This window comes from Acetatifactor muris (assembly GCF_024623325.1).
GTDB classification, from domain to species: domain Bacteria; phylum Bacillota; class Clostridia; order Lachnospirales; family Lachnospiraceae; genus Acetatifactor; species Acetatifactor muris.
The window spans coordinates 1-21,597 of the sequence record NZ_JANJZD010000028.1 but is presented as its reverse complement, the minus strand read 5'-3'; the positions used below and the strand labels follow the sequence as shown (position 1 = coordinate 21,597).

Here is a 21,597-nt window from a genome sequence, read left to right as displayed (position 1 = left end):
CTCTCCAAAAATACAGAGATGCAGGCATCTCACCGATACCTGCAGATAATCAGCTGTCAGTCACAGCACGATTCCGTTCTCTCTCCCGCCGCGGCGCTCAGACGCGAATCCGTTTTTCTCGAAAGCTGACAGACCGTCTCTACATTCGCCGTCCATGGAAACTGGTCCACTGTCACCGCCCTCTCCACTACATATCCCGCCTGCAGCAATATCTCCAAATCCCGGACGAGACTGGTGGGCTTGCAGGAAATGTAGATAATATGCTCCACCCCATAAGCGATGATTTTCGGCAGTGCCTTCGGATGGATGCCATCTCTGGGCGGGTCAAGAATAATCAAATCCGGCTTCTCCTCTATGGTATCCAGAACCTTCAGCACATCCCCGGCAATGAATTCACAGTTATGCAGGCCGTTTTCCGCCGCATTTCTGACGGCGGCCTGCACCGCCTCCTCCACGATCTCCACCCCAATCACCTTCTCCGCCGCAGGAGCCATCATCTGTGCAATGGTACCCGTACCGCTGTACAGATCATACACGATTCCGCCCTTCCTGCCGTTTCCCCGGTCTTCCGCTTCTGTTCCGGCTCGTCTCCCGCTGTCCCTTCCGGCCTGCTCCACATACTCCCGCACCGTCTCATACAAAATCTCGGCGCCGTACGTATTCGTCTGGAAAAAAGAAAAGACAGAAATGCGGAATCGAAGTCCCAGCAGCTCTTCGTAGAAATAATCCTTTCCATAGAGAATGTCCATGCGGTCGCACTGTACGATATCTGCCGCGGAATCATTTATAATATGTAAGATTCCGGCAAAACTTCCCTTCAGCCTTCCGCTGCGCTCCAGTTCCAGCAGACATTCCCGAAAGCCTTCTATAAGGCGCCTCTCCGCACTCTCCTCACATACCATGTCTCTGCCGGCGCTTTCTTCACCTGCTCCTGCCCCACAGACGCTCCCCCAGGGGGCCTGGCTGGTGGTTACCAATGCCGTCAGGATTTCCCCGGTCCCCGAGGCCTTCCTCACCACCAGATGCCGCAGATATCCTTCATGCCGCAGCCGGTGATAATACCCGACTCTCTGACCACTGAAATATTCCAGCACCGTCTTCAGTATCAGACGATAATCCTCATCCACAATGCGGCAGTCTCCCACTGTCACCACATCATAAAAGCTGCCCCGTCTGTGCATGCCCAGCGTCAGAGGCCCCTCCTTACTCTCATCACCGAAGGTAAATTCCATCTTATTCCGGTATCCGTATATCTCCGGACTGCCCTTGATTCCCTCCCAGCGCCAGGGTTCCTTTTGCCTGCTCAGACAGCCGTTCAGAAGCCTCTTCACCTGATTTTCCTTTATCTTCAGCTGTTCTTCATATGGAAGAGACAGATAAGTGCATCCTCCGCATATGCCAAAAAGGGAACACGGACTTCCGGTCTCCAGAGGTGACTTTTCAAGCACCTCCAGCAGACGGCCTTCCGCCTTCCCATTTCTGATTTTATTGACGCTGAGCTTTATTCTCTGTCCGGGCAGGCTGTTCTTTACGATAACGGTACCCTCCCCAGTCTGCGCTGCTCCTTTATTGGGGAAATCTACCCTCTCAACTGTCGCTTCATACACCTGTCCTTTTTTCATTCAGTCAGTTCTCTCCCTCGTCCGCAAAGAAGTCATCCTCTTCGTCCTCTGCATCCTCATCCTCGAACTCATCTTCAAATTCTTCCTCAAAGTCCTCCAGATAACGGGGATTCAGATAGCGGTATACTGCATAGGCAATGCCGGCCACCGCTGCAACTGCGCCGATAATCGCCAGCACACATACCACAACATTCCATTCCTTCTTCTCTTCTTCCTTTTTCCCCAACAGGTCATTCAGTCTTGCCATATCGATCAGGTTCTCGATCTTATTCATAAATCTACCTCCATGCTGACAGATTTTCTGCCTTTTTTAGTTAACACCCTTATTATATCATATTCACCCCAAAAATACTACAACCTTTTTAATTTTGCAAAAGAAGCATACATAATTTTCTGGCCTGCTTTGTCAAAATTCACTGTCACCTTGTAATCCCGCTCTTCTCTGTCAATCTTTATCACTTTTCCCTCTCCGTATTTCATATGGGAAACTCTGTCGCCCACACTATAAGTAAGTGCCTCCGGCGCCTTGTAAACCGCACCTCTGGAAATTCCCGCCAGCTGATTCAAACTGCCGATGCCTTTCGCAATAAAAGGCTTATCCGCTCTCGGCGTCACTTTCGGCCGCACAATCGCCTTCGGTCGATAATCCGCAACACCGTCGCTTCCGCGGGCTGCCCGGGCTCCACTGTCTCCCTGCGACACATCACGCCTGCGGTCGGTAAAAGCAGATGCCGCTCTACTGTCGGCCGTTTTCCTCCCGAAAGCACTGCCGCTTTCCAGCAGCTCCGGAGGGATCTCCCTCACAAAACGGCTCACTGGATTATACTGGGTCTCTCCCCGAATCATCCGCGTCCTGGCACTGGTCAGAATCAGCTCATCCTTCGCCCTGGTAATCCCCACATAGGCCAGCCTTCGCTCCTCTTCCAGATCTTCGATACTGTCGGAATTCACCGCCATATACCCGGGAAACAGCCCATCCTCCAGACCAGCCAGGTACACACAGGGGAATTCCAGTCCCTTTGCAGAATGCAGTGTCATCAGAAGCACCCGGTTGTCGTTATCGTTTACATTGTCAATATCCGCCACCAGTGCAACTTCCTCCAGAAATTCCTGCAGCGTCGCTTCCTCATGGGTCTTAGCATAATTCACGGCCTTGGTTATCAGTTCATCCACATTCGCAATTCTGTCCTCGCCGTCATCATCGTAATCCTGAAGATACGCTTCGTAGCCAATCTGTTCTATGATCAGCTGAATCAGCTCTGCCACTGTCATCCGGGAACGCGCTTCGCGAAATTTCCTGATTAATTCCACAAAAGAGCGAATTTTGGCCGCCGCTCTCCCCAGCCCTTCTATTTCGTCCACCCGCTCAAAGGCCGAATACAGACCGATTCCCCTCAATCTGGCAAATTCTTCCGCCTTCTCCAGAGTGGCATTGCCAATTCCCCGCCTGGGCACGTTGATAATGCGCCGCACGGCCACGTCATCCCGGCCGGAATCCACAGTTTTCAGATAGGCCAGAATATCTTTGATCTCCAGCCTGGAATAAAAGTTTGTACCTCCCACCACATTATATGGCACACCTTCCATAATCATTCGCTCTTCCAGAAGACGTGCCTGTGCATTGGTTCGGAAAAGCACCGCACAGTCTCTGTACTCCATGCCTTTTTTCACCGCTTTACGGGCGATTTCTTCCGCGATATACTCCGCTTCCTCGTAGGCACTGTCAAACTGGCGGAAGCGAACCTTTTCTCCGCCCATTCTGCCTGTCCAGAGCGTCTTCTCTTTCCGCCCGGTATTGTTGCGGATCACCGCATTGGCCGCATCCAGAATTGCCTGTGTGGAACGGTAATTCTGCTCCAGCCGGATAACTGCCGCCTCCGGAAAATACTTTTCAAAATCCAGAATATTCCTGATATTGGCACCTCTGAATTTATAGATGGACTGGTCATCGTCCCCCACCACACAGAGATTCCGGTACTTCTCTGCAAGCAGCCTCACCAGCTCAAACTGCGCCGTATTCGTATCCTGATATTCATCCACCATGATGTACTGGAAACGCTCCTGATAAGAATCCAGCACTTCCGGACAGTTCCGGAACAGCTCCACCGTCTTCACGATAATATCATCAAAATCCAGCGCATTATTCGCACGCAGCGTTTCCTGATACTCTCTGTAGGCTCTGGCCTGAAGAGAACGATTATAGTCCCCTGCCGCCCTGCGCTCGAACTCGCTCACCGATATCAGCTCATCCTTTGCGGAGGATACTGCGCTCAGAAAATTCCGTTCTTTATAGATTTTGGGGTCAAGATTCAGACGCCGGATAACTGCCTTCATTACCGTCTTCTGATCATCTGCATCATAAATGGTAAAACCGTTGTCATAACCGATTCTGTCAATGTAACGGCGCAGGATCCGCACACAGGATGAATGGAAAGTGGAAACCCAGACCTGGTCGGCGCCGAAGCCCACCAGCCTGTCCACTCTGTCCCTCATCTCTCCCGCCGCTTTATTGGTAAAAGTGATGGCCAGAATATTCCACGGTTTCACACCCATCTCATCGATAAGATATGCAATCCTGTGTGTAAGCACCCGGGTCTTCCCGCTTCCCGCCCCCGCCAGCAGCAGCACAGGTCCGTCTGTCCGCAGCACCGCTTCCTTTTGTTCCTTATTTAAAGTATCATATATACTCATAGTTTCCCTTTCCGGGAGCTTCCCCGTTTTACCTCCTTTTAACCCTCACACCGCTATGGGGTATTTCCCACTGTTTACATGACAAACATAATTTATCAGAAGAACAGGCCAAACAGCCGGCCCCGCGAAATCACATTCCATTGTGTCAAAACAGCAATAGGATATCTGACTCCGCAGTGCCGGCTGCTCAAACCAGGTCTCACATTGTCACAGACTAGCGACGCACATTATCCCTCTCATCAAAAATATCGCCGCACTCAGGGCAGAATTTAGGAGGATGTGCCGGATCCTCCGGCTCCCAGCCGCATTTGTCACATCTATAAAGCGGTGCGCCCTCCGGTCTTCTGGAACCGCAGTTGGTACAGAACTTTCCCTGATTCACAGTCCCGCAGCCACAGGTCCAGCCTGCATCCGAAGGCTTCGGACTGCCGCATTCCATACAGAATTTTCCTCTGTTGTCTCTGTGACCGCACTGACAGTTCCAGCCGGGCACCGGCGCCGCTGCGCTCTGATACCCTGTCTGCGCCATCCCGTTTCCTGTCTGGCTGCGATTTGCCTGATTCTGTGCCGCTCCCATGGAAAACAGCGAGGAAGCATCCATACCGCCGGCCGCATTGGCCATATTCATGCCGGCAAAAGCCATCATGGGACCCGCGGAAGTGTTGGACGCCGCCGCCTTCATGGCTTCCGCCTGAGCCCCTGCCAGCGTGGCGGCAGCCATATTGGGATTCCGCAAAGTAGCAGTGGTCTGCAGCTCGCTGATCTTTTTTGTCACATCTTCGGGCATGGAAGGAGGATTCATGGTCATGCTGACCACCACAATACCCCTCGTCTTCTCCCATTTCCCCGACAGCTCCTGATTCACGGCATCCACCAGTTCCGTCACATGGTAAGGAATATCCGATACCCTCACACGAAGTCTGCTGATCCTGCCCAAAGCAGGCTGCATGGCAGTCATCAGCTCCGCTTTCATCTGATTCTGCAGTTGGCTGCGGTTATAGCTGTCTGTCACATTCCCGCAGACATTCTGGTAAAACAAAAGCGGGTCCGTAATCCGGAATGAATAGGAGCCGTTGCAGCGGATACTCACATCCATATCCAGACCAATATTGTCATCTATGTACCGAAAAGGAATTGGCGTGGCTGTGCCGTAGAGATTGTTCATTATCTCCTTTGTATTAAAGAAATAAACTCTCTGGTCCTTGGCTGCACTGCCGCCGAACGTAAATCTCTTTCCAACGGTTTTGAAGGTGTTCATAATGCTTTCACCCAGATCCCCGCTGAACAGACTGGGCTCGGTGGACTTGTCGAAGACAAATTCTCCAGCCTCCGCACAGAACTCCACAATGCCTCCCTGTTCCACGATAATCATACACTGGCCCTCGTTTACTGCCACAATGGAGCCGTCGGAGATGATGTTATCTGTTCCCTTATTATTGCCGCGTCCGCCGTTCTCTTTTCTTTTTCCCTTTGTCACCAGAATATCATTGGAAAGAGAATCACAATAAAAGTATTCCCTCCACTGGTCTGCCAGAAGGGAACCTATCGCATCCTTTGCCGCTCTGATTAATCCCATAACTTACAACCTCCTCTTCCTGCCCTGAAGGACATTACAATATAAGCATTCTATCAAATTTTTTGCTTTCTCTCAACCGCTTTTGGGAAATATCTTTACAAAAAGAGACTTTTAGAATACACTGTTAAGAGAAAGCCTGTTCCATCTCATTATTTTACAAGTAAAGGACATAGACAGACATGGGTAAAAAAGCCACCAAAGCCGCCGATAATATGTACTATCTCGCACGTTCGGAAGCCGCCGAAACAAATTCCGATTTCTCCAGCCGGGAAAAGGCCGCCGAGATCATAGGCATTGATCGCACCAGACTGGCGCGAATCGAACTGGATACCATCCCTCCTTATCCGGAGGAAGTCAGGGCCATGGCGAAGGCATATAATGTGCCGGAATTATGTAATTCATATTGTGCAAGGGAATGCCCTATCGGCCGCAACTCAGTGCGCGAGGTTTCCATTGATGATTTCGACAGACTGGCCCTGAAAGTACTGGGGTCCCTGAAAGACATCGATTCTTTGCGTGCTTCTCTGATTGCCATTTCCGAAGACGGCGTCATAGAGGAAAAAGAGCGTCCCGCCTTCCAGGAAATTCTGGATTCTCTGGAGAAAATCAGCGTCAACGCAAAGGCATTACAGCTCTGGGCTGTGAAAAATATACGGATACAGCAATAGAATCCCCTCTTGGGAGATTCTATTGTCACTGGCAGAAAAGTTATCTCATCTGTTCCGACTTCTGCCGTTTCGTTATTTCCCCGCAGTTTCAGCGAACGATTTTGTAACCAGGTCTTCGTAAGGTACTCTGTTTTCCAGTACGCCTGAGTCTTCCAGGATATTCTGCAGCAGATTAAAAGACTCCTCCTCAAAAATCAGGTTATCTTTCCAGGTATCCTGCACATAATATCTCTCCACAATGGTAGTCAGAGCCTCCATATCTGTCTCCTGGAACTGAGGTGCTATCACTTTTGCAATTTCAGCCGGTGTGTGGCTCTGCACATAATCCATTCCTTTTTGCAGTGCATTGGTAAACGCCTGGACGGTATCCCTGTTTTTCTCCAGATAGCTTTTCTTCGCCGAGAAAGAGGTATAGGGCACATAGCCGGAGTCTTCTCCCAGAGAAGCCACCACATAGCCTTCTCCCTTCAGCTCCAGCGCGGTTGCGTGCGGTTCGAATTCTACAGTGAAATCTCCCTGTCCCCCGGAAAAGGCAGCAGCCGTGGAGCCAAAATCAATGCTCTGGTCAATTCTTACATCCGCCGCAGGGTCAATGCCGTTTTTCATCAGGATATATTCAAATACCATCTGGGGCATGCCGCCTGCCCTGCCTCCCAGCACATCCTTGCCCTTGAGCATATCCCAGGTAAAATTCTCCACCGGCTCTCTGGATACCAGGAAATTTCCTGCCCGCTGTGTCAGCTGCGCAAAATTCACCACATAATCCTCTGTTCCCCCCGCGTAAGTATATATTGTGCTCTCACTTCCCATAAATCCAATATCCGCTTCGCCTGTAAGCACAGCCGTCATGGTTTTGTCTGCGCCGAACCCGGTCACAAGAGTCAGCTCTATTCCCTCTTCTGCAAAGTATCCTTCCTCAATGGCCACATACATGGGTGCATAGAAAATGGAATGCGCCACTTCATTCAGCACCACCTTTGTACCGCCTTCCTTTGCCGCATTCCCACTGTCTCCGCAGCCTGCCATAACCGCTGTCATCAACAGCGCCAGGCATACTGCCCCTATTCTTTTTAAAGACAACCCTTTCATTAAAACCTCCTTACCATTCTGTCCGGACCTCCGGTTCCTTTTGATAAGCTATAATATGAAAGAATGTCTGTCCAGGTTACATTTATTTTACGTCTGTTTTCCCGGGATCTGAAATTTCATCTATAATTTTCTCAATCATCAGCTTCTTCAAATATACGTCAAACCCCAGCGTACAGATAAAGGCAAACTTTTGAAGGAAATCCGCATGTTCTTCCGGTGCACCCTGAAAAGCCTCCTGAGCAACCTTGAACTTCTCCGTTACATCCGCTTTCAGAGCCTGGAGCTGCTTTTCCTCCATACCAAATGCCTCCCGGTACACACTTTCCAGATTAAAGTCCTTCCCGTTCCGGAAAAAGTGTTCCGTAATCGGTCCCAGAAGAGTCTGAATGTCGTTAATTGACAAAATCCCCTTGTAATAGTAGATAAAAATCAACAGCATTACATGCTCTTTGGAATATTTCTTCTTCACCGGAGGTGGAAGCAAATCATTTTTCGCGTAATTATTGATCATGGTCTTGGTCAGCACCTTATCCTCTTCCGGATTCCTCACAGAAGAACGCAGCCTGCTGTCCATGAAAGTGGTAATCTGGTCCATATACAGATCAATATTAGGTATATCCTCAGGGCTGATATACTGTATTCTGTCCAGACTTGCCAATATGCTGTTCAGTAAATCCCTGCTGTCAATTGTCATAGATGATCATCCTTTTCTTCTCTGTCTCCCGGACAAACCCCGGCAATTACTTTCTTCTCTGATAACATTATATAGTATTCAATACTACATGACAAGATTTAGTTTTAAAAAAAGTCACCTTTACTTTACAACTTTAATATGTTAAAATGAATAAACAGAAAGAAACAGTGAGGTATTCCCCAATGAATAAAGATGTCAAAAGCGAGGCTGCAGATTCCCTGTTCGACGCCATACTCTGTCTGAAAAGCCGTGAGGAGTGCTATCGTTTTTTTGAGGATTTATGTACTGTCAACGAACTGCATTCCATGTCACAGCGTTTTGAAGTAGCCGTAATGCTGAAAAATCGCAGTACTTATCTGGAAGTCGCCGAGAAAACCGGTGCCTCCACCGCCACGATCAGTCGGGTTAACCGTTCCCTGAACTACGGAAACGGCGGATACGAAGTGGTCTTTGAACGCATGAAAAAAGAGAACAGACCCATTCTTTAATATGTAAAATTTCATATTCAAAAAGCAGGATTGTCAGATCTCCAAATGAATTCACGCCGACAAACCTGCTTTTTTATTGCCTATGTACCACACCAGAAATCTCTCCGGCACAACAGGCGAAATCTTATCCCACAGCCTGCTCCTCAGAGTTTACAGTATCGCCGGAAGCAGAAGCCTCCTCCGCTTCTTTCAGGGCTTCCACAACAGCTGCCTTTGCGGTCTTCTTCATGGCTTTCACCGCTTTGTTATTGGGTCTGGGTTTCTTGCTGGCATCCTGATTCATGTCACATCTGCCCTGGAATACTGCCTTTTCGTCTATTACAAGGCCGCTGGTGGTAATGTCGCCGATAACCCTTGCCGTGGACGTCAGCTCAACCTTTTCCGGCACGTTCAGATTGCCGTATACCTCCCCCCCGATGACCACCTTCTGAGCATTAATGTCTCCGTTAATGCAGCCGGATGCCCCCACAATCACGGTATCCGTCACAACTACATTTCCGTTTACGGTACCGTCAATCCTTATGGCGCCGTCAGCGGCAAAATCACCGTTGCATTCGGCACTCATACCGATAATGGTGGTAATCTGTGTTTCCTTTTTCCTCATCTCTTAATCCTCCTGTTATAGTTCTGTCACAAAGCCTCTATCCCGTACAGCGGACTTGATATTCTCACCCACTGATATTCAGCATATCCATGGGATTGACATATTCTCCGTCCTTCATCATCTGGTAGCCCAGTTTACTGCTCTCCTCCGTAATCAGAAATAATGTGGTTCCCTGGGTGACAGTCTCTCCCACCTTGACTTTGACTTCTCCCTGGTTCCTGTAGATGGTGGTATAGCCGTTACCATGCTCAATCCAGACATTATTCCCATATTCCGCGTCTTCATTTACCGCTGTGACAGTTCCGCTGGCCGTAGCCACCACCATGGAATTCGGCGCCGCTGCAAACACACACATGAGCTCGCCTTCCGCCATGTCTTCCATGGTGGCCCGCTCCGACAGCGGAAGCCTTGTAGGCAGATACTCCTTTTCCAGCTGTTCGGACAGCGCAGTCTCTGTCTGTACTTTCTGCGACACTGTCTCACTGAGAATCTGAATCTTCTCATTCAATCCCGCGATTTCCTCATTTAATCCGGCAATCTGTGCCTCCAGATCAGCCTTCTCCTGCTCCAGAACGGCAATCACCTCATTCTGCTCTGTGGTCTGCTGAAGCTTTGCTGTCCAGATATCCTTTTTGTAAGAAAAATATCCTATTAATGCGCCGATAATCACACACAGGATAATAATAATAACCTGCAGTATCCAGGGGCGAATCCGGAACTGCTTCATCCGGCCGTCCGCTGCATCGGATGTAACAATTACCACATGACTGTTTTTGCGCTTATGTCTGTTACGTCCCATTTATAGTCACCTCCGACAAGCTTTTATTATTTTACCATAAATGCAATTTCACTTCAACGATAAACGGGTGTTTTTGTGATATTCTTACAATAAAAACTTGCTTTTTACGCTGATTTATCTAAAAAGCAAGTTAAATTATTGTGCATCCTGTACATTATATAGTTTTATCCTTCTTTCCATTGGGCACGCTTTCGAGCCTTTATCCACAGCGGCGGACCGTCATCAATGCACTCCGGTAACGCTTCCGCAGATTTCCAGCACCCGCTTCCAGGCAAGACTTCCGCCAAACAAATCCAACGCACTTCCTACAGTGACATTCACACGATTCCTGCCCAGTCTGCGCAGCAGCTCCAAATCCTCATAACTATGTACGCCTCCGGCATAAGTTACACAGCAGCCCTCCCAGTTTCCCAGCATGGCTGTCAGCTCCTCTTCGATGCCTTCCGCCCTGCCCTCCACGTCCACCGCATGAATCAGAAATTCGTCGCAGTATTGGGACAGTCTGTCCATCAATGATTCATCCACCGTCTCCTGTGTCATTTTCTGCCATCTGTCTGTGACCACTCTGTATCCGGCAGAAGTCTTTCTACAGCTTAAATCCAACACCAGATGCTGCTTTCCCACTGTATCTGTCATTTTCTTTAACCTTTCAAAATCAATTCTGCCCTCCCTGAATACATAAGATGTCACAATCACATGAGACGCTCCCGCCTCCAGAAAATCCGCCGCATTGTCCGGAGTAACCCCTCCGCCGGCCTGCAGCCCGCCGGGATAGGCCCGCAGCGCCGCCAGCGCCTGTCGCTTTGTCTCTTCGTAGTATTCGCTGTTCTCCGGATTCAGTAAAATCACATGACCTCCGCAAAGCCCTGCCTCATGATAAAATTGTGCAAAAAAGGCAGCATCCTGCTCTGCCACAAAATTTTCTTCCGGCAGATTTTCCCCGTCTTTCAAACTTCCGCCTACAATCTGTTTGACTCTGCCGTTATGAATGTCTATACACGGTCTGAATTCCATTTTTACACCCCGTTATGAAAATTTCAATACTCAGATTTTTCCTTTTATTTTTTATCTCTAATGCATAAATTTCACGATAATCCACATACTAATGGCAAATCAGCCATTCTGCAGGTACAGTATGGTCTGGTTTTATAGTTCACGCAGCAGAAATGGAGGAGACAATGAAAAAAGGGAAAGAACTTGCAGGAGCCAGAAAGCTTCTGGCAATAGGACTGGTGCTTGCCTGTGTGTGTACGGCAACCGCATGCACAAACAGTGCCAGAAACAACAACGATTCAGACAGCATGGCCGGAAACAGCACTCAGGAATCCGGCAGCGGAGCCACTGCGGACAGCGGCTCCTCCGGCAATAACGGCACTGCGGGTAACAACAATCCCGCAGGAAGCAGCACAATAGACAACAGCACTGCCGGCAGCGACAATGATTCCCTGCTGGACGATGTAGGTGATGCCGTTACCAATGTGGTAGATGACGTGGCCGACGGCATTGAAGATGTCACCGATGGCCTCACCGGAACTGACAACAGTACCAACAATAACGGCTCCGGAACTAACGACGTCAATAACAGGAACAATACCGAAAACAGCAACACAGGTATCGGAAGCAACGGCACCGGTGTGAACGGCAGAACAACTGGCGGCGCACGCACAGGCATAAACAGCGGCGATGCAGGCGGCGTTATAGGGCAGTAACTTTTCTCTCGGGCGTTTGCTTAGAAAGCCTGCGCCTGAGAGTCCCTCAAACCTCTATTCCTCTTCCATGAGCGTTCCATCTCTGTAAGCTTCCAGCAATTCCTCCAGATAATAAATTCTTTCCCGAATCTCCTGACCCACATCTGTATCCGAAACCAGCTTTCTGCGGGGAAAGCTTTCCACTTCTACCCAATGGGAAAACAAATCCGACTCTTTTTCGATAACTGCCCCTGCAGATTCAAAAGGTTCATGTGCGGCAAGGCTCATTCCCCTGGAATTACAGACAAGCGTATATCCCGCAATTCCTGTCTTTTTCTGATAGGCTTTGGAAAAACCGCCGTCGATAATCAGCAGTCTTCCCCCACATTTGACAGGCGACTCCCCATGTATCTGTTCCACAGGCACATGGCCGTTGACAATATGGGCCTCCCGGCTGTGAAGCCCGAATTCTCCCAGAATCCTGTCAACCGTCTCCTCCTTTTCCAGCAGTCTATAATAACTGTTCTTCTTCTCTTCGTGAGTTTCCTTCTCCGCTATAAAGTATCTCTCGAAGGTCGCCATTTTTTCCTTCCCAAATACGGGAGAGCCCTTTCCGGACCAGATAAACCACATAATATCCTGGCCCAGCGCACGCTCCGCAGGCTCTTTCGCATAATAGCCTCTTCTGGCATAATATTCCAGAATATCATACAGCGCCTTCCCATAGTACCGTTTCCCGCAGATATCCACTTCCATAAAGCTTCCGTCCCCGTTCATAGGCACACACCCATGGTACAGCAGATTTCCATTATAAATTTTGTACAGTCCCCCCTTTGCATAGAGAAAGCGCACATGACGCTGCAGCTTTTCACATTTCACAAAAGCCTGCCGCAGCCTTTCCATCACCTTGCTTTCCTCTTCTGTCAACGCATAAGGATCCTGCGGATCTATGGTGGGGAAACCCATGTCCAGCATGGTATATTCCACTGAATTTCCCGCCATATCCTCCATTCTGACAGTTCCCCTGTCAAAGTCTATCCGATCCAGCAGCATTCTGTCCTCCATTCGGAATTCAGGATGCCGCATAAGCAGCTGCCCTTCCAGTTTAAACTGCATCACTGCTATGGCTTTGTGCATTCTGGTATCAAGGCTCAGGTCCTTTGTATTGTAATCTGTGTTGAATCGAATGGAAAAGGCACTGCAGTCCACGTTTTGGTAAGTCTCCATGGCAAAGGTTGCCAGCGGAAGCAGATTAATGCCATAGCCGTCCTCCAGAGTCGCCAGGTTCCCATAATGTGCGGCCATTCTCACCACATTTGCAATGCAGGCCAGATGTCCGCCGGCCGCTCCCATCCACACAATATCATGATTTCCCCACTGTACGTCCACAGAGTGATATGCACACAGTGTGTCCATGATAATATGCGGGCCCGGTCCCCGGTCATATATATCCCCCACAATATGAAGATGATCTATAACCAGGCATTGAATCAGCTGGCTCAGCGCAATGATAAACTGCGGCGCACGCCCAATCCGGATAATGGTATGAATAATTTCATTATAATATGCCTCTTTATCATGAATCTCCGCCTTTTCCGTAATCAATTCTTCAATGACGTAAGCAAAGTCCCCGGGCAGTGCCTTGCGCACCTTGGACCGGGTATATTTGGAAGAAACCCTTTTGATCATCTGCACCAGCCTGTGAAGGGAAATTTTGTACCAGTCCTCCAGGTTTTCTTCCTCTCTCTCCACAATCTCCAGCTTCTCCTCCGGATAGTAAATCAGCGTGGCAAGACTTTTTTTATCCTTATTGCTGATAGTATTTCCAAATTCTTCATCGATTTTTTTGCGCACAAAACCGGATCCGTTTTTCAGCACATGATTAAACTGCTCATATTCCCCGTGAATATCTGTCAGAAAATGCTCCGTGCCCTTCGGCAGATTCATAATCGACTGCAGGTTGATAATTTCCGTAGCTGCCGCTGCACTGCTCCGGTATTCTCTCGCCAGTACTTTTAATACCTTGCTGTCCTTCCCATCCATACCCTTCTCCCTCAGCCGGCTCCATTGATCACGTCGCTCATATTATATCTTCCCGCAGGCTTTCCCGCCAGAAATTTCGCCGCCTGCACCGCACCTTTGCCGAATACCGCCTTTGAGTACGCTGTATGCGAAAAAGTGATAACTTCATCCGCTCCCGCAAATATAACATCATGATCACCTACAATAGTGCCGCCGCGGACAGCGCTGATACCGATTTCCTTTTCAGGCCGCTTTTCTCTCCGGCCGCTTCTGTCATAGACATAGTTGTATTCATTCCCCAGTTCCCCGTTTATGGCATCCGCAAGTGCCAGAGCCGTCCCGCTGGGCGCATCCACCTTAAGTCTGTGATGCCTCTCCACAATCTCCATGTCAAAGCCCGCGGGTGCCAGTATTGCCGCCGCATTCTTCAGCAGCTTCAACAGGGTGTTGATCCCCAGAGACATATTGGCCGATCTCAGCACAGCAATGCTTTCCGCCGCTTTCTCTGCCTTTTGCAGCTGTTCTTCACGCAGCCCTGTAGTACACAGAACACAGGGCAGGCTCTTCTCCACACAGTAATCCAGCATGTCATCCACCGCAGAAGCCGATGAAAAATCAATCAGGCAGTCTGCCTCCACGTCACATTCCCGGATATTTCTAAAAACAGGATAAGCATTATGGCCGTCATCAAATACATCGATTCCCGCCACCAGCTCCGCCTCCCTGTCCTCTGCCAGCAGACTGCCGATAACCTGTCCCATTTTTCCATTACAACCATGCATTATTATTCTGATCATCTTTTTCTCCTGATTCTGGTTCCACTATTATTATAAACCCCACCCTGTATGCCAAAGGTGGGGTTGGTTACCGTTTCATTTCTACTATGTTCCTGCAGATTTTTATAAAATTCCGTACGCCTTCATCGCCTTTTCCAGACGCTCTGCATGAGCCGGCTCCATTTCAGTCAAAGGTCTTCTCAGGGTTCCCGTATCCATACCCATCAGTTCCAGCGCCTTTTTCACCGGAATGGGATTCACCTCACAGAACAGCGCATCGCACAGCTCCACTGCCTCCAGCTGCATTGCGCAGCTTCCCTTCGCATCTCCGTCCAGAAATCTCTGACAGATCTCATGTGTCCGGGCAGGAGCTATATTGGCCAATACTGATATTACACCGAGACCACCCACCGACATAATGGGAACAATTTCGTTATCATTACCCGAATAAATATCCACACAGCCGTTTGCCAGAGCCGCAAGTCGTGTAATCTGAGCGATATCACCGCTGGCTTCCTTTACCCCCACAATATTCTCCACATCCCTGCAGAGTCTGACGATAGTCTCCGGCTGTATATTGCATCCTGTTCTGCCCGGAATATTATAAAGCAGAATGGGCAGCTTTACCGCTTCTGCAACAGCCCTGAAATGCCCGTACAGGCCGTTCTGAGTGGCCTTATTATAATAGGGACTCACCAGCAGCAGACCATCTGCTCCCGCTGCCTCCGCCTCCCTGGAAAGGTAAATGGCTGTCTCCGTACAATTGGAACCTGTCCCCGCAATGACAGGAATTCTCCCTGCCACCGTCCTGACACAATACCTGATTACCTCCAGGTGTTCCTCATGTGACAATGTAGAGGCCTCGCCGGTAGTTCCACAGACGATAATGGCGTCTGTTCCGTTCTCAATCTGAAATTCCAGCTGCTTTGCAAACCGTTCGTAATCCACTTCTCCATTGTGGCGCATTGGCGTAACAATGGCCACACCTGATCCCTTAAAAATTGACATCCATTTTCCTCCATTTCCATAATGCCGCATTCTGCGAAAATTAAAAGCCTGCCTGCAGAAACCGCACAGCCAGCATAAGTGTCGACTGTTACTCCCGATTGTCCCCACAGCCCTGCGACAAAATATCGCCGGCACAAAAGCGCCGGCGACATAACTCCCACAAAATACGTCTGATAGCGCTCCATCCGCAAACCGAATGACAGTCATACGGTTCTTCGCCGCATGCCCAAGATTTGACTTACAGGCCATCTCCTCTTTCGGCGTATTCCCCTTTCCCTTCTCATCTCCTGCGCCTGTCGCATCAAAAAAAGTACTCCTGAAAAACGCAACCTCTATCTTCCCAACATTATTAACATGGTTTCATCATAACATCATATCCAGATGGTGTCAATGGATTTATTCCCAAACCTTGAATTTTGCTGTCTCTATTTTGGAAACCTCATCCGCCAGAACACAGATATCGTCACAGAGCCAGGCGCCTGTCAGAATAACCCCCGTATCTTCACGGCACTCCAGCATGGTTTTCAATTCATCTACCGGAACAATACCCTTTTCCACCAGCCCCAGCACTTCATCCAGTATCAGCAGATCGCATTCCCCGGTGGCCAGCACCTTTCTGGCAAATTTCATTCCATTTTTAATATTGATAATCTCCTCCTGCTTTCTGTCGTCAGAAAGTTTCTCGAAATTTTCATCGGATTTCTCAAAACAAAACAGCTTAATCTCCGGTTCCATTCTCCGCAGGAAGTCGGAATTCGCCGGTCCCTTTCCCTTCAGGAACTGGATAATGACCACATTTTTCCCTTCCATGGCCGTCTGCAGAGCTCTACCCAGCGCCGCCGGAGATTTTCCGTGTCCATCTCCGGTATATATACTTACAAATCCTTTTGCCATACCTTACCCCTCTCATATACAAAGGATAAACGCTCATGATTCTCATTTACGACAATTTCTTTCAGGCCTTTGAAATCACGATCGCACAAAGTTACTATTTCAGGATAACACATTTTCCGGAATTTGGCAAATTTATTTGCAGCCCACTCCCCTGACGCCTGCGGCGATTTGCGTCAATTCAGACCGGACGCCGGGCTGTTGCAGCGATTCCGTCTCTCGTCGGACTGCTGCTGACATTTCCCGGTGATTCAGAACACACGAACTGCTATGACACTTCCCCATCCTCAATCAGTTCCAGTTTGCTGACAGATACTTCAAAGGCCACTCTCTTCTCCACATTTTCCTCGTCCAGCTTCTTCATATATTCTCTGCTCTGTATTCTGCCCCATACCGCACAGCGTTCTCCCACCCTGAAGTTATTGGCATAACGGGCGTTTCTCCCCCAACAGATACAAGGTATGTAATCGGATTTTCCATAGGGACGGTTTACTGCCAGCAGCAAATCTGCGATTTCCCTTCCCAGGGGAGTCTTCCTGTATATCGGTTCCTTGCAGATATAACCGTCCAGAAAAATCTGATTTGTCTTCGAGCTTTCTTCCATCTCTTCCACAAATTCTATTTCTCTGGCAAATACGGAAAGAACAAGCCTGTTTTTGCGCTCCTCATGACGATTGTAAGAGCGGAACTGACCATTGATACAGATCAGCTCTCCCGTATAGTCCGCGCTGACATCCAGCAGACGCTCCGATACCATAATCGGTATGGTATCATAGCTCTCACTGAGCCTCTTACACTTCACATCCATCATATAGAAACCTTCTCCGAATATCTCGTGGCTATAGCTGAAGCCGCTGACGATTTCCCCCATAACCGTTACCTGGTTGTTTTCAATTACCTTATCTGTCATTTTGTTCTCCCTTCTTCTCTCAAGACTTTTTCCGGTAACACCTCCTGTAAGTTGCTGCTACACCGTAACATTTCTTTCAGGCTGGATATTACTATTTATACAATAGAAATTACCATTTTAGTACAATTTCTCACCGCGCAGTTCGTCAATTTTTTTAATATTTATCCTTATTATCATTTTTTTCGATATGAAAAACCAAAGAACATAAGTTGGAACCCAATAAAACTTGCGTCTTCCGCAATTTAGTGCTATACTATAACAGTTTGAAATTTCGACAAAACATTTCATCGACAAATAGGGACAATCAGCGACAAACTACGACTTTCAGATCCTGACGGTCCGGAAATGAGGTTAATTATGAAACAAAAAAGGGAAGATGTCAGAAATGTTGCCATCATCGCCCATGTAGACCACGGCAAGACAACCCTGGTTGACGAACTGTTAAAGCAAAGCGGTGTATTTCGCGAAGGTCAGAATGTTGCGGAACGGGTTATGGATTCCAATGACATTGAACGGGAACGAGGCATCACCATCCTTTCCAAGAATACCGCCGTTATGTACAAAAATACGAAAATCAATATTGTGGATACGCCGGGGCACGCAGACTTCGGCGGAGAAGTGGAACGTGTACTCAAGATGGTAAACGGTGTCATTCTGGTGGTGGACGCCTTCGAAGGCCCCATGCCTCAGACCAAATTTGTACTCAGAAAGGCACTGGAACTGAAATTACCCGTTATCGTATGCATCAACAAAATCGATCGTCCGGAGGCGAGACCGGATGAAGTGGTGGACGAGGTACTGGAGCTTTTTCTGGAACTGGATGCTGACGATGCACAGCTGGACTGCCCCTTTGTCTATGCCTCAGCAAAATCAGGCATTGCCTCCATGGATTCCGCCGAATCCGGCGCCAGCATGGAACCGCTGTTCGAAACCATTATCAATTATATTCCGGCGCCGGAAGGCGACCCGGAGGCAGGTACCCAGGTACTTGTCAGCACCATCGATTACAATGAGTATGTGGGCCGCATCGGTATCGGCAAAGTAGATAACGGCATAATCAAAGTAAATCAGGAAGTTGTCATCTGTAACCATCACGCCCCCGATAAGCAGGTCAAGGTTAAGGTAAGCAAACTTTACGAATTCGACGGCCTGAACAAAGTGGAAGTAAAAGAGGCGGGTATCGGTTCCATTGTGGCCATTTCCGGAATCACAGATATTCATATCGGTGACACCCTCTGCTCTCCCGATGCCGTGCTCCCCATCCCTTTCCAGAAAATCAGCGAACCCACTATCGCCATGCAGTTTATGGTAAATGACTCTCCGCTGGCCGGGCTGGAAGGGAAATACGTCACCAGCCGTCACATCCGTGACAGGCTGTTCCGGGAGCTGAACACAGATGTATCCCTGCGGGTGGAGGAAACGGATACCACCGAATGTTTCAAGGTATCCGGACGCGGCGAACTGCATCTCTCCGTGCTGATTGAAACCATGCGTCGGGAAGGTTACGAATTTGCCGTCAGCAAAGCAGAAGTTCTCTATCGAACCGATGAAAGCGGAAAACGCACTGAACCAATGGAACTGGCCTATATAGACGTGCCCAACGAATTTTCCGGGGCAGTCATCGAAAAGCTGGGGCAGCGAAAAGGGGAGCTGAGGAATATGGGCAGTATCTCCGGAGGCACCTATACCCGTCTGGAATTCTCCATTCCCGCAAGAGGTCTGATTGGTTATCGGGGAGAGTTTCTGACAGATACAAAGGGAAACGGCATCATGAATACTATTTTCGACGGCTATGCCCCCTACAAAGGAGATATCCAGTACAGAAGACAGGGTTCTCTGATCGCCTTTGAGGCGGGAGAAGCCATCACTTACGGCCTGTTCAATGCCCAGGAACGCGGTACACTCTTCATCGGTCCCGGCGAAAAAGTATATGCGGGAATGGTAGTAGGACAGACCGGCAGAAGTGAAGATATTGAGGTCAATGTCTGCAAGAAAAAGCAGCTGACCAATACCCGCTCCTCCGGGGCTGACGATGCGCTGCGGCTGGTCCCCCCCAGAATCCTTTCCATGGAGCAGGCCCTGGACTTCATCGACACAGACGAGCTGCTGGAGATTACCCCCACTCATCTGCGGATTCGCAAAAAGATTCTGGATCCCACGCTGCGGAAACGCGCCGCCATGCGGAAATAAACCATGCTTTTTATCATCGGGGAGTATTTCTCCCCGATATTTTCTGTTATGGACCCTAAAACATTCTCTTGTGTCCCATTCCTGCATTCCCTGGACAGAAATTTATTTTCTCCCCGTATACAATATTTCCACTTCAAAAATACCTCTGGCACATATTTCTAAAAAACCTCTGGATAAACTTTCGACTATAATACGATATGCTTCTGCATAGAAATTAAGATTTACTGACATCCGAAATCTTACGAATAGATTTATTCTATCAGACACCTTGCTTAAAGTCAATATGTTTTGTGAAAAAAGCAGCGGCAAATTCTGCGGCAAAATGAGACAGCGAGCAAGCTCCCACGGGCTGCATCGGCCAATCGCTTCGCGATTACCCCTTTTTGCTGTCCTGTACCAGCACATGGGTCACGGCCCCGATGAATTTCCCGTTCTGGATAATGGGGCTGCCGCTGCCAGTCTACCTTTGCCTCTATTGTATTACTCTCTGTTTCCCATGATGCCAACTCGCTGCAAAGATAATTGATGTCGCCAATGACCGTCCGAGCTGTGAGTCATAAACATTGCTCCGCTCATATAGGTACCAGTGCTCCCGGATATAGTGCAAACAGCATAGGTATGAGCAATCTGTGAGTGGGTCAGACCGCTGCCACGGGTCTCATTCAGCTCTAATAAAATCTGGCATCTTACTATTCATTCCTTTATCCGCCCTCTTTCCAATTCTCATCTTATCAGAAAATCGAAACAGCTTGATTATTTGCCTCGGGATAGTCAAATTCAGGGGAGGGTCTTCCGCCGCCATTGGTACGCATGAGGTTCAGACATCCAATGACCATGCGCTGAAAGGACGCGGGACTTTCGGCGGTCAATACGCCAAGCTCATTGACTGTTCTTTCCCGGACAACATCCGCAATCTCCATGACCTCCTGTGTCCCAAAAGCCAGCACCGAACAGCCGGATTTTTCCAGGGTACGGCCAATCTTTCCGGCAAGACCGAACTCCAGCATTATCTCGTATTTGACGCGCTGCTCAACCTCATGCATCAGAATTTAAGCCTGTCTGTCTCTGCCGAGCCTCCGGTTCTCCACCATGTCTTCATAGGCATGTTTCCACATCATATTCGGTGCAATAAAGAAGCTTACAAACTGTTCGTCTGTCATGCGCTGATGCCAGTACGCCAGAAAGCCTTTTTGAAAGTCCTCCAGACTCTGGCCGGAACCCGCTTCGGCACAATTTTTGTAATTGGTCATCAGAATGTCCGGCGCCGCATTCAGCATGGTCTCGTGGTCAGTAATGACGCCGTATTCGCCCATCATGCGGGCAGGGGTATGCTCCTCGCCGCCTACATACATGCCTACCGTCACATTGCCCCGCAGCTCCCCACATCCATAAATCAGTTCCGCGATACGTTTCGCCTGGTCTGCTGCCAGGGCATTCATGGGATAAATGATAAGCACTTTTATGCCTCCCTCGCCGCGGTGCTGATAGCAATACTCCAGAATCGGATAAAGAAAGCACTCTGTTTTACCGGAGCCTGTGCCTGTGGCCACCAATGTGGAACGGCCATCGTCTCCGGTCAGCCGCTGAAAGGCTTTCTGCTGATGCACATAGGGAAGATATGCGGGATGAATCACTTCAAAGCAGGAGGGCACGTTGGTCATGGGGAATGTGGCTTCTATGTAATCGCCGATACCTTTTTGTAATTGTCCGGCCAGTATGGATGGCAACATACTGCTATCCTCCTTTGTATTCGTATAACTTCTCGGAATCTTCAGCCCTTATTTCATGGTGCTTTCAGAACCTATTTTTCAAAAATCACCCACTTTTTTCTCAAAAACACTTGACAAACCAGTCAAAAAATGCGGCGCTTCGCGCCCTTGA

Annotated in this window: 20 protein-coding genes, 1 pseudogene and 1 riboswitch; of the genes and pseudogenes, 4 read left to right on the top strand and 17 right to left on the bottom strand. The window is 48.9% G+C overall.

Annotated elements, in window-relative coordinates; translation table 11 throughout:
• Nucleotides 1-56: 56 nt before the first annotated feature.
• From NSB25_RS21480 to NSB25_RS21465, 4 genes are all read right to left on the bottom strand, one after another.
• Nucleotides 57-1,622: a class I SAM-dependent RNA methyltransferase gene (locus NSB25_RS21480; protein ID WP_103241583.1), complete on the bottom strand. Its 1,566-nt coding sequence runs from the start codon at nt 1,620-1,622 to the stop codon at nt 57-59.
• Between the two features lie 4 nt (nt 1,623-1,626).
• Nucleotides 1,627-1,896: a hypothetical protein gene (locus NSB25_RS21475; protein WP_103241582.1), complete on the bottom strand. Its 270-nt coding sequence runs from the start codon at nt 1,894-1,896 to the stop codon at nt 1,627-1,629.
• Nucleotides 1,897-1,973: 77 nt separating this feature from the next.
• Nucleotides 1,974-4,313 carry an ATP-dependent helicase gene (locus tag NSB25_RS21470; RefSeq protein WP_103241581.1) on the bottom strand — a complete coding sequence of 780 codons (2,340 nt, stop codon included), beginning with the start codon at nt 4,311-4,313 and terminating at the stop codon, nt 1,974-1,976.
• Between the two features lie 214 nt (nt 4,314-4,527).
• A complete protein-coding gene (locus tag NSB25_RS21465) occupies nt 4,528-5,889 on the bottom strand; it encodes an SPFH domain-containing protein (RefSeq protein WP_103241580.1) in 1,362 nt (453 codons plus the stop codon).
• A gap of 179 nt (nt 5,890-6,068) precedes the next feature.
• Here NSB25_RS21465 and NSB25_RS21460 point away from each other — a divergent pair, with 179 nt between their 5' ends.
• Nucleotides 6,069-6,557, top strand: a complete 489-nt coding sequence (locus tag NSB25_RS21460; RefSeq protein ID WP_103241579.1) for a helix-turn-helix domain-containing protein — start codon at nt 6,069-6,071, stop codon at nt 6,555-6,557.
• Between the two features lie 72 nt (nt 6,558-6,629).
• Here the strand turns inward: NSB25_RS21460 and NSB25_RS21455 are convergent, their stop codons facing one another.
• A complete protein-coding gene (locus tag NSB25_RS21455; RefSeq protein ID WP_242982569.1) occupies nt 6,630-7,583 on the bottom strand; it encodes an ABC transporter substrate-binding protein in 954 nt (317 codons plus the stop codon).
• 145 nt (nt 7,584-7,728) lie between these two features.
• On the bottom strand, nt 7,729-8,340 hold the full coding sequence (locus NSB25_RS21450) for a DUF1836 domain-containing protein (RefSeq protein WP_103241577.1): 612 nt from the start codon (nt 8,338-8,340) through the stop codon (nt 7,729-7,731).
• A 182-nt stretch (nt 8,341-8,522) separates the two neighbouring features.
• Between NSB25_RS21450 and NSB25_RS21445 the strand changes: the two genes are divergently transcribed.
• Nucleotides 8,523-8,828 carry a YerC/YecD family TrpR-related protein gene (locus tag NSB25_RS21445; RefSeq protein WP_103241576.1) on the top strand — a complete coding sequence of 102 codons (306 nt, stop codon included), beginning with the start codon at nt 8,523-8,525 and terminating at the stop codon, nt 8,826-8,828.
• Nucleotides 8,829-8,952: 124 nt separating this feature from the next.
• On the opposite strand, the gene NSB25_RS21440 is transcribed toward NSB25_RS21445, so the two are convergent.
• From NSB25_RS21440 to hisA, 3 genes are all read right to left on the bottom strand, one after another.
• Nucleotides 8,953-9,432: a bactofilin family protein gene (locus tag NSB25_RS21440; RefSeq protein ID WP_103241575.1), complete on the bottom strand. Its 480-nt coding sequence runs from the start codon at nt 9,430-9,432 to the stop codon at nt 8,953-8,955.
• A 64-nt stretch (nt 9,433-9,496) separates the two neighbouring features.
• Nucleotides 9,497-10,231, bottom strand: coding sequence for a M23 family metallopeptidase (locus tag NSB25_RS21435; RefSeq protein WP_103241574.1), 735 nt, complete (start codon nt 10,229-10,231; stop codon nt 9,497-9,499).
• 222 nt (nt 10,232-10,453) lie between these two features.
• The gene (gene hisA, locus NSB25_RS21430) at nt 10,454-11,245 is read right to left on the bottom strand and encodes a phosphoribosylformimino-5-aminoimidazole carboxamide ribotide isomerase (protein WP_103241573.1); all 792 of its coding nucleotides are present in this window, start codon (nt 11,243-11,245) and stop codon (nt 10,454-10,456) included.
• A 164-nt stretch (nt 11,246-11,409) separates the two neighbouring features.
• Between hisA and NSB25_RS21425 the strand changes: the two genes are divergently transcribed.
• Entirely contained in the window at nt 11,410-11,940 is a 531-nt protein-coding gene (locus NSB25_RS21425) for a hypothetical protein (RefSeq protein ID WP_103241572.1), read from the top strand.
• A 54-nt stretch (nt 11,941-11,994) separates the two neighbouring features.
• Here NSB25_RS21425 and NSB25_RS21420 read toward each other — a convergent pair whose 3' ends face one another.
• The 5 genes from NSB25_RS21420 to NSB25_RS21400 form a co-directional block, all read right to left on the bottom strand.
• Nucleotides 11,995-13,962 carry a fructose-1,6-bisphosphatase gene (locus tag NSB25_RS21420; protein ID WP_103241571.1) on the bottom strand — a complete coding sequence of 656 codons (1,968 nt, stop codon included), beginning with the start codon at nt 13,960-13,962 and terminating at the stop codon, nt 11,995-11,997.
• A gap of 11 nt (nt 13,963-13,973) precedes the next feature.
• On the bottom strand, nt 13,974-14,738 hold the full coding sequence (dapB, locus tag NSB25_RS21415) for a 4-hydroxy-tetrahydrodipicolinate reductase (protein WP_103241570.1): 765 nt from the start codon (nt 14,736-14,738) through the stop codon (nt 13,974-13,976).
• Nucleotides 14,739-14,840: 102 nt separating this feature from the next.
• Nucleotides 14,841-15,725, bottom strand: a complete 885-nt coding sequence (gene dapA, locus NSB25_RS21410) for a 4-hydroxy-tetrahydrodipicolinate synthase (RefSeq protein ID WP_103241632.1) — start codon at nt 15,723-15,725, stop codon at nt 14,841-14,843.
• Nucleotides 15,726-15,891: 166 nt separating this feature from the next.
• Nucleotides 15,892-16,068, bottom strand: a riboswitch (Lysine riboswitch).
• A 53-nt stretch (nt 16,069-16,121) separates the two neighbouring features.
• Nucleotides 16,122-16,619, bottom strand: coding sequence for a cob(I)yrinic acid a,c-diamide adenosyltransferase (locus NSB25_RS21405; protein ID WP_103241569.1), 498 nt, complete (start codon nt 16,617-16,619; stop codon nt 16,122-16,124).
• 265 nt (nt 16,620-16,884) lie between these two features.
• A complete protein-coding gene (locus NSB25_RS21400; RefSeq protein ID WP_103241568.1) occupies nt 16,885-17,526 on the bottom strand; it encodes a single-stranded DNA-binding protein in 642 nt (213 codons plus the stop codon).
• Nucleotides 17,527-17,883: 357 nt separating this feature from the next.
• On the opposite strand from NSB25_RS21400, the gene typA reads away from it, so the two are divergent.
• On the top strand, nt 17,884-19,716 hold the full coding sequence (gene typA, locus NSB25_RS21395; RefSeq protein WP_103241567.1) for a translational GTPase TypA: 1,833 nt from the start codon (nt 17,884-17,886) through the stop codon (nt 19,714-19,716).
• Nucleotides 19,717-20,089: 373 nt separating this feature from the next.
• Here the strand turns inward: typA and NSB25_RS29760 are convergent.
• The 3 genes and pseudogenes from NSB25_RS29760 to NSB25_RS21380 all read right to left on the bottom strand — a co-directional run.
• A pseudogene (locus NSB25_RS29760) lies at nt 20,090-20,170 on the bottom strand (SpoIVB peptidase S55 domain-containing protein); the annotation flags it as partial.
• 277 nt (nt 20,171-20,447) lie between these two features.
• Complete coding sequence (locus NSB25_RS21385) at nt 20,448-20,759, bottom strand: hypothetical protein (protein WP_103241566.1); 312 nt, start codon at nt 20,757-20,759, stop codon at nt 20,448-20,450.
• A gap of 6 nt (nt 20,760-20,765) precedes the next feature.
• Nucleotides 20,766-21,446 carry a DEAD/DEAH box helicase gene (locus NSB25_RS21380; protein ID WP_103241565.1) on the bottom strand — a complete coding sequence of 227 codons (681 nt, stop codon included), beginning with the start codon at nt 21,444-21,446 and terminating at the stop codon, nt 20,766-20,768.
• Nucleotides 21,447-21,597: the final 151 nt, after the last annotated feature.

Coding starts and splice junctions, on each gene's coding strand:
- NSB25_RS21405 (WP_103241569.1), bottom strand. CDS start 16,619: ATGGCAAAAGGATTTGTAAGTATATATACCGGAGATGGACACGGAAAA.
- NSB25_RS21475 (WP_103241582.1), bottom strand. CDS start 1,896: ATGAATAAGATCGAGAACCTGATCGATATGGCAAGACTGAATGACCTG.
- NSB25_RS21385 (WP_103241566.1), bottom strand. CDS start 20,759: ATGCATGAGGTTGAGCAGCGCGTCAAATACGAGATAATGCTGGAGTTC.
- NSB25_RS21480 (WP_103241583.1), bottom strand. CDS start 1,622: ATGAAAAAAGGACAGGTGTATGAAGCGACAGTTGAGAGGGTAGATTTC.
- dapA (WP_103241632.1), bottom strand. CDS start 15,725: ATGTCAATTTTTAAGGGATCAGGTGTGGCCATTGTTACGCCAATGCGC.
- hisA (WP_103241573.1), bottom strand. CDS start 11,245: ATGGAATTCAGACCGTGTATAGACATTCATAACGGCAGAGTCAAACAG.
- typA (WP_103241567.1), top strand. CDS start 17,884: ATGAAACAAAAAAGGGAAGATGTCAGAAATGTTGCCATCATCGCCCAT.
- NSB25_RS21455 (WP_242982569.1), bottom strand. CDS start 7,583: ATGGCAGGCTGCGGAGACAGTGGGAATGCGGCAAAGGAAGGCGGTACA.
- dapB (WP_103241570.1), bottom strand. CDS start 14,738: ATGATCAGAATAATAATGCATGGTTGTAATGGAAAAATGGGACAGGTT.
- NSB25_RS21420 (WP_103241571.1), bottom strand. CDS start 13,962: ATGGATGGGAAGGACAGCAAGGTATTAAAAGTACTGGCGAGAGAATAC.
- NSB25_RS21465 (WP_103241580.1), bottom strand. CDS start 5,889: ATGGGATTAATCAGAGCGGCAAAGGATGCGATAGGTTCCCTTCTGGCA.
- NSB25_RS21400 (WP_103241568.1), bottom strand. CDS start 17,526: ATGACAGATAAGGTAATTGAAAACAACCAGGTAACGGTTATGGGGGAA.
- NSB25_RS21445 (WP_103241576.1), top strand. CDS start 8,523: ATGAATAAAGATGTCAAAAGCGAGGCTGCAGATTCCCTGTTCGACGCC.
- NSB25_RS21425 (WP_103241572.1), top strand. CDS start 11,410: ATGAAAAAAGGGAAAGAACTTGCAGGAGCCAGAAAGCTTCTGGCAATA.
- NSB25_RS21380 (WP_103241565.1), bottom strand. CDS start 21,446: ATGTTGCCATCCATACTGGCCGGACAATTACAAAAAGGTATCGGCGAT.
- NSB25_RS21435 (WP_103241574.1), bottom strand. CDS start 10,231: ATGGGACGTAACAGACATAAGCGCAAAAACAGTCATGTGGTAATTGTT.
- NSB25_RS21460 (WP_103241579.1), top strand. CDS start 6,069: ATGGGTAAAAAAGCCACCAAAGCCGCCGATAATATGTACTATCTCGCA.
- NSB25_RS21440 (WP_103241575.1), bottom strand. CDS start 9,432: ATGAGGAAAAAGGAAACACAGATTACCACCATTATCGGTATGAGTGCC.
- NSB25_RS21470 (WP_103241581.1), bottom strand. CDS start 4,313: ATGAGTATATATGATACTTTAAATAAGGAACAAAAGGAAGCGGTGCTG.
- NSB25_RS21450 (WP_103241577.1), bottom strand. CDS start 8,340: ATGACAATTGACAGCAGGGATTTACTGAACAGCATATTGGCAAGTCTG.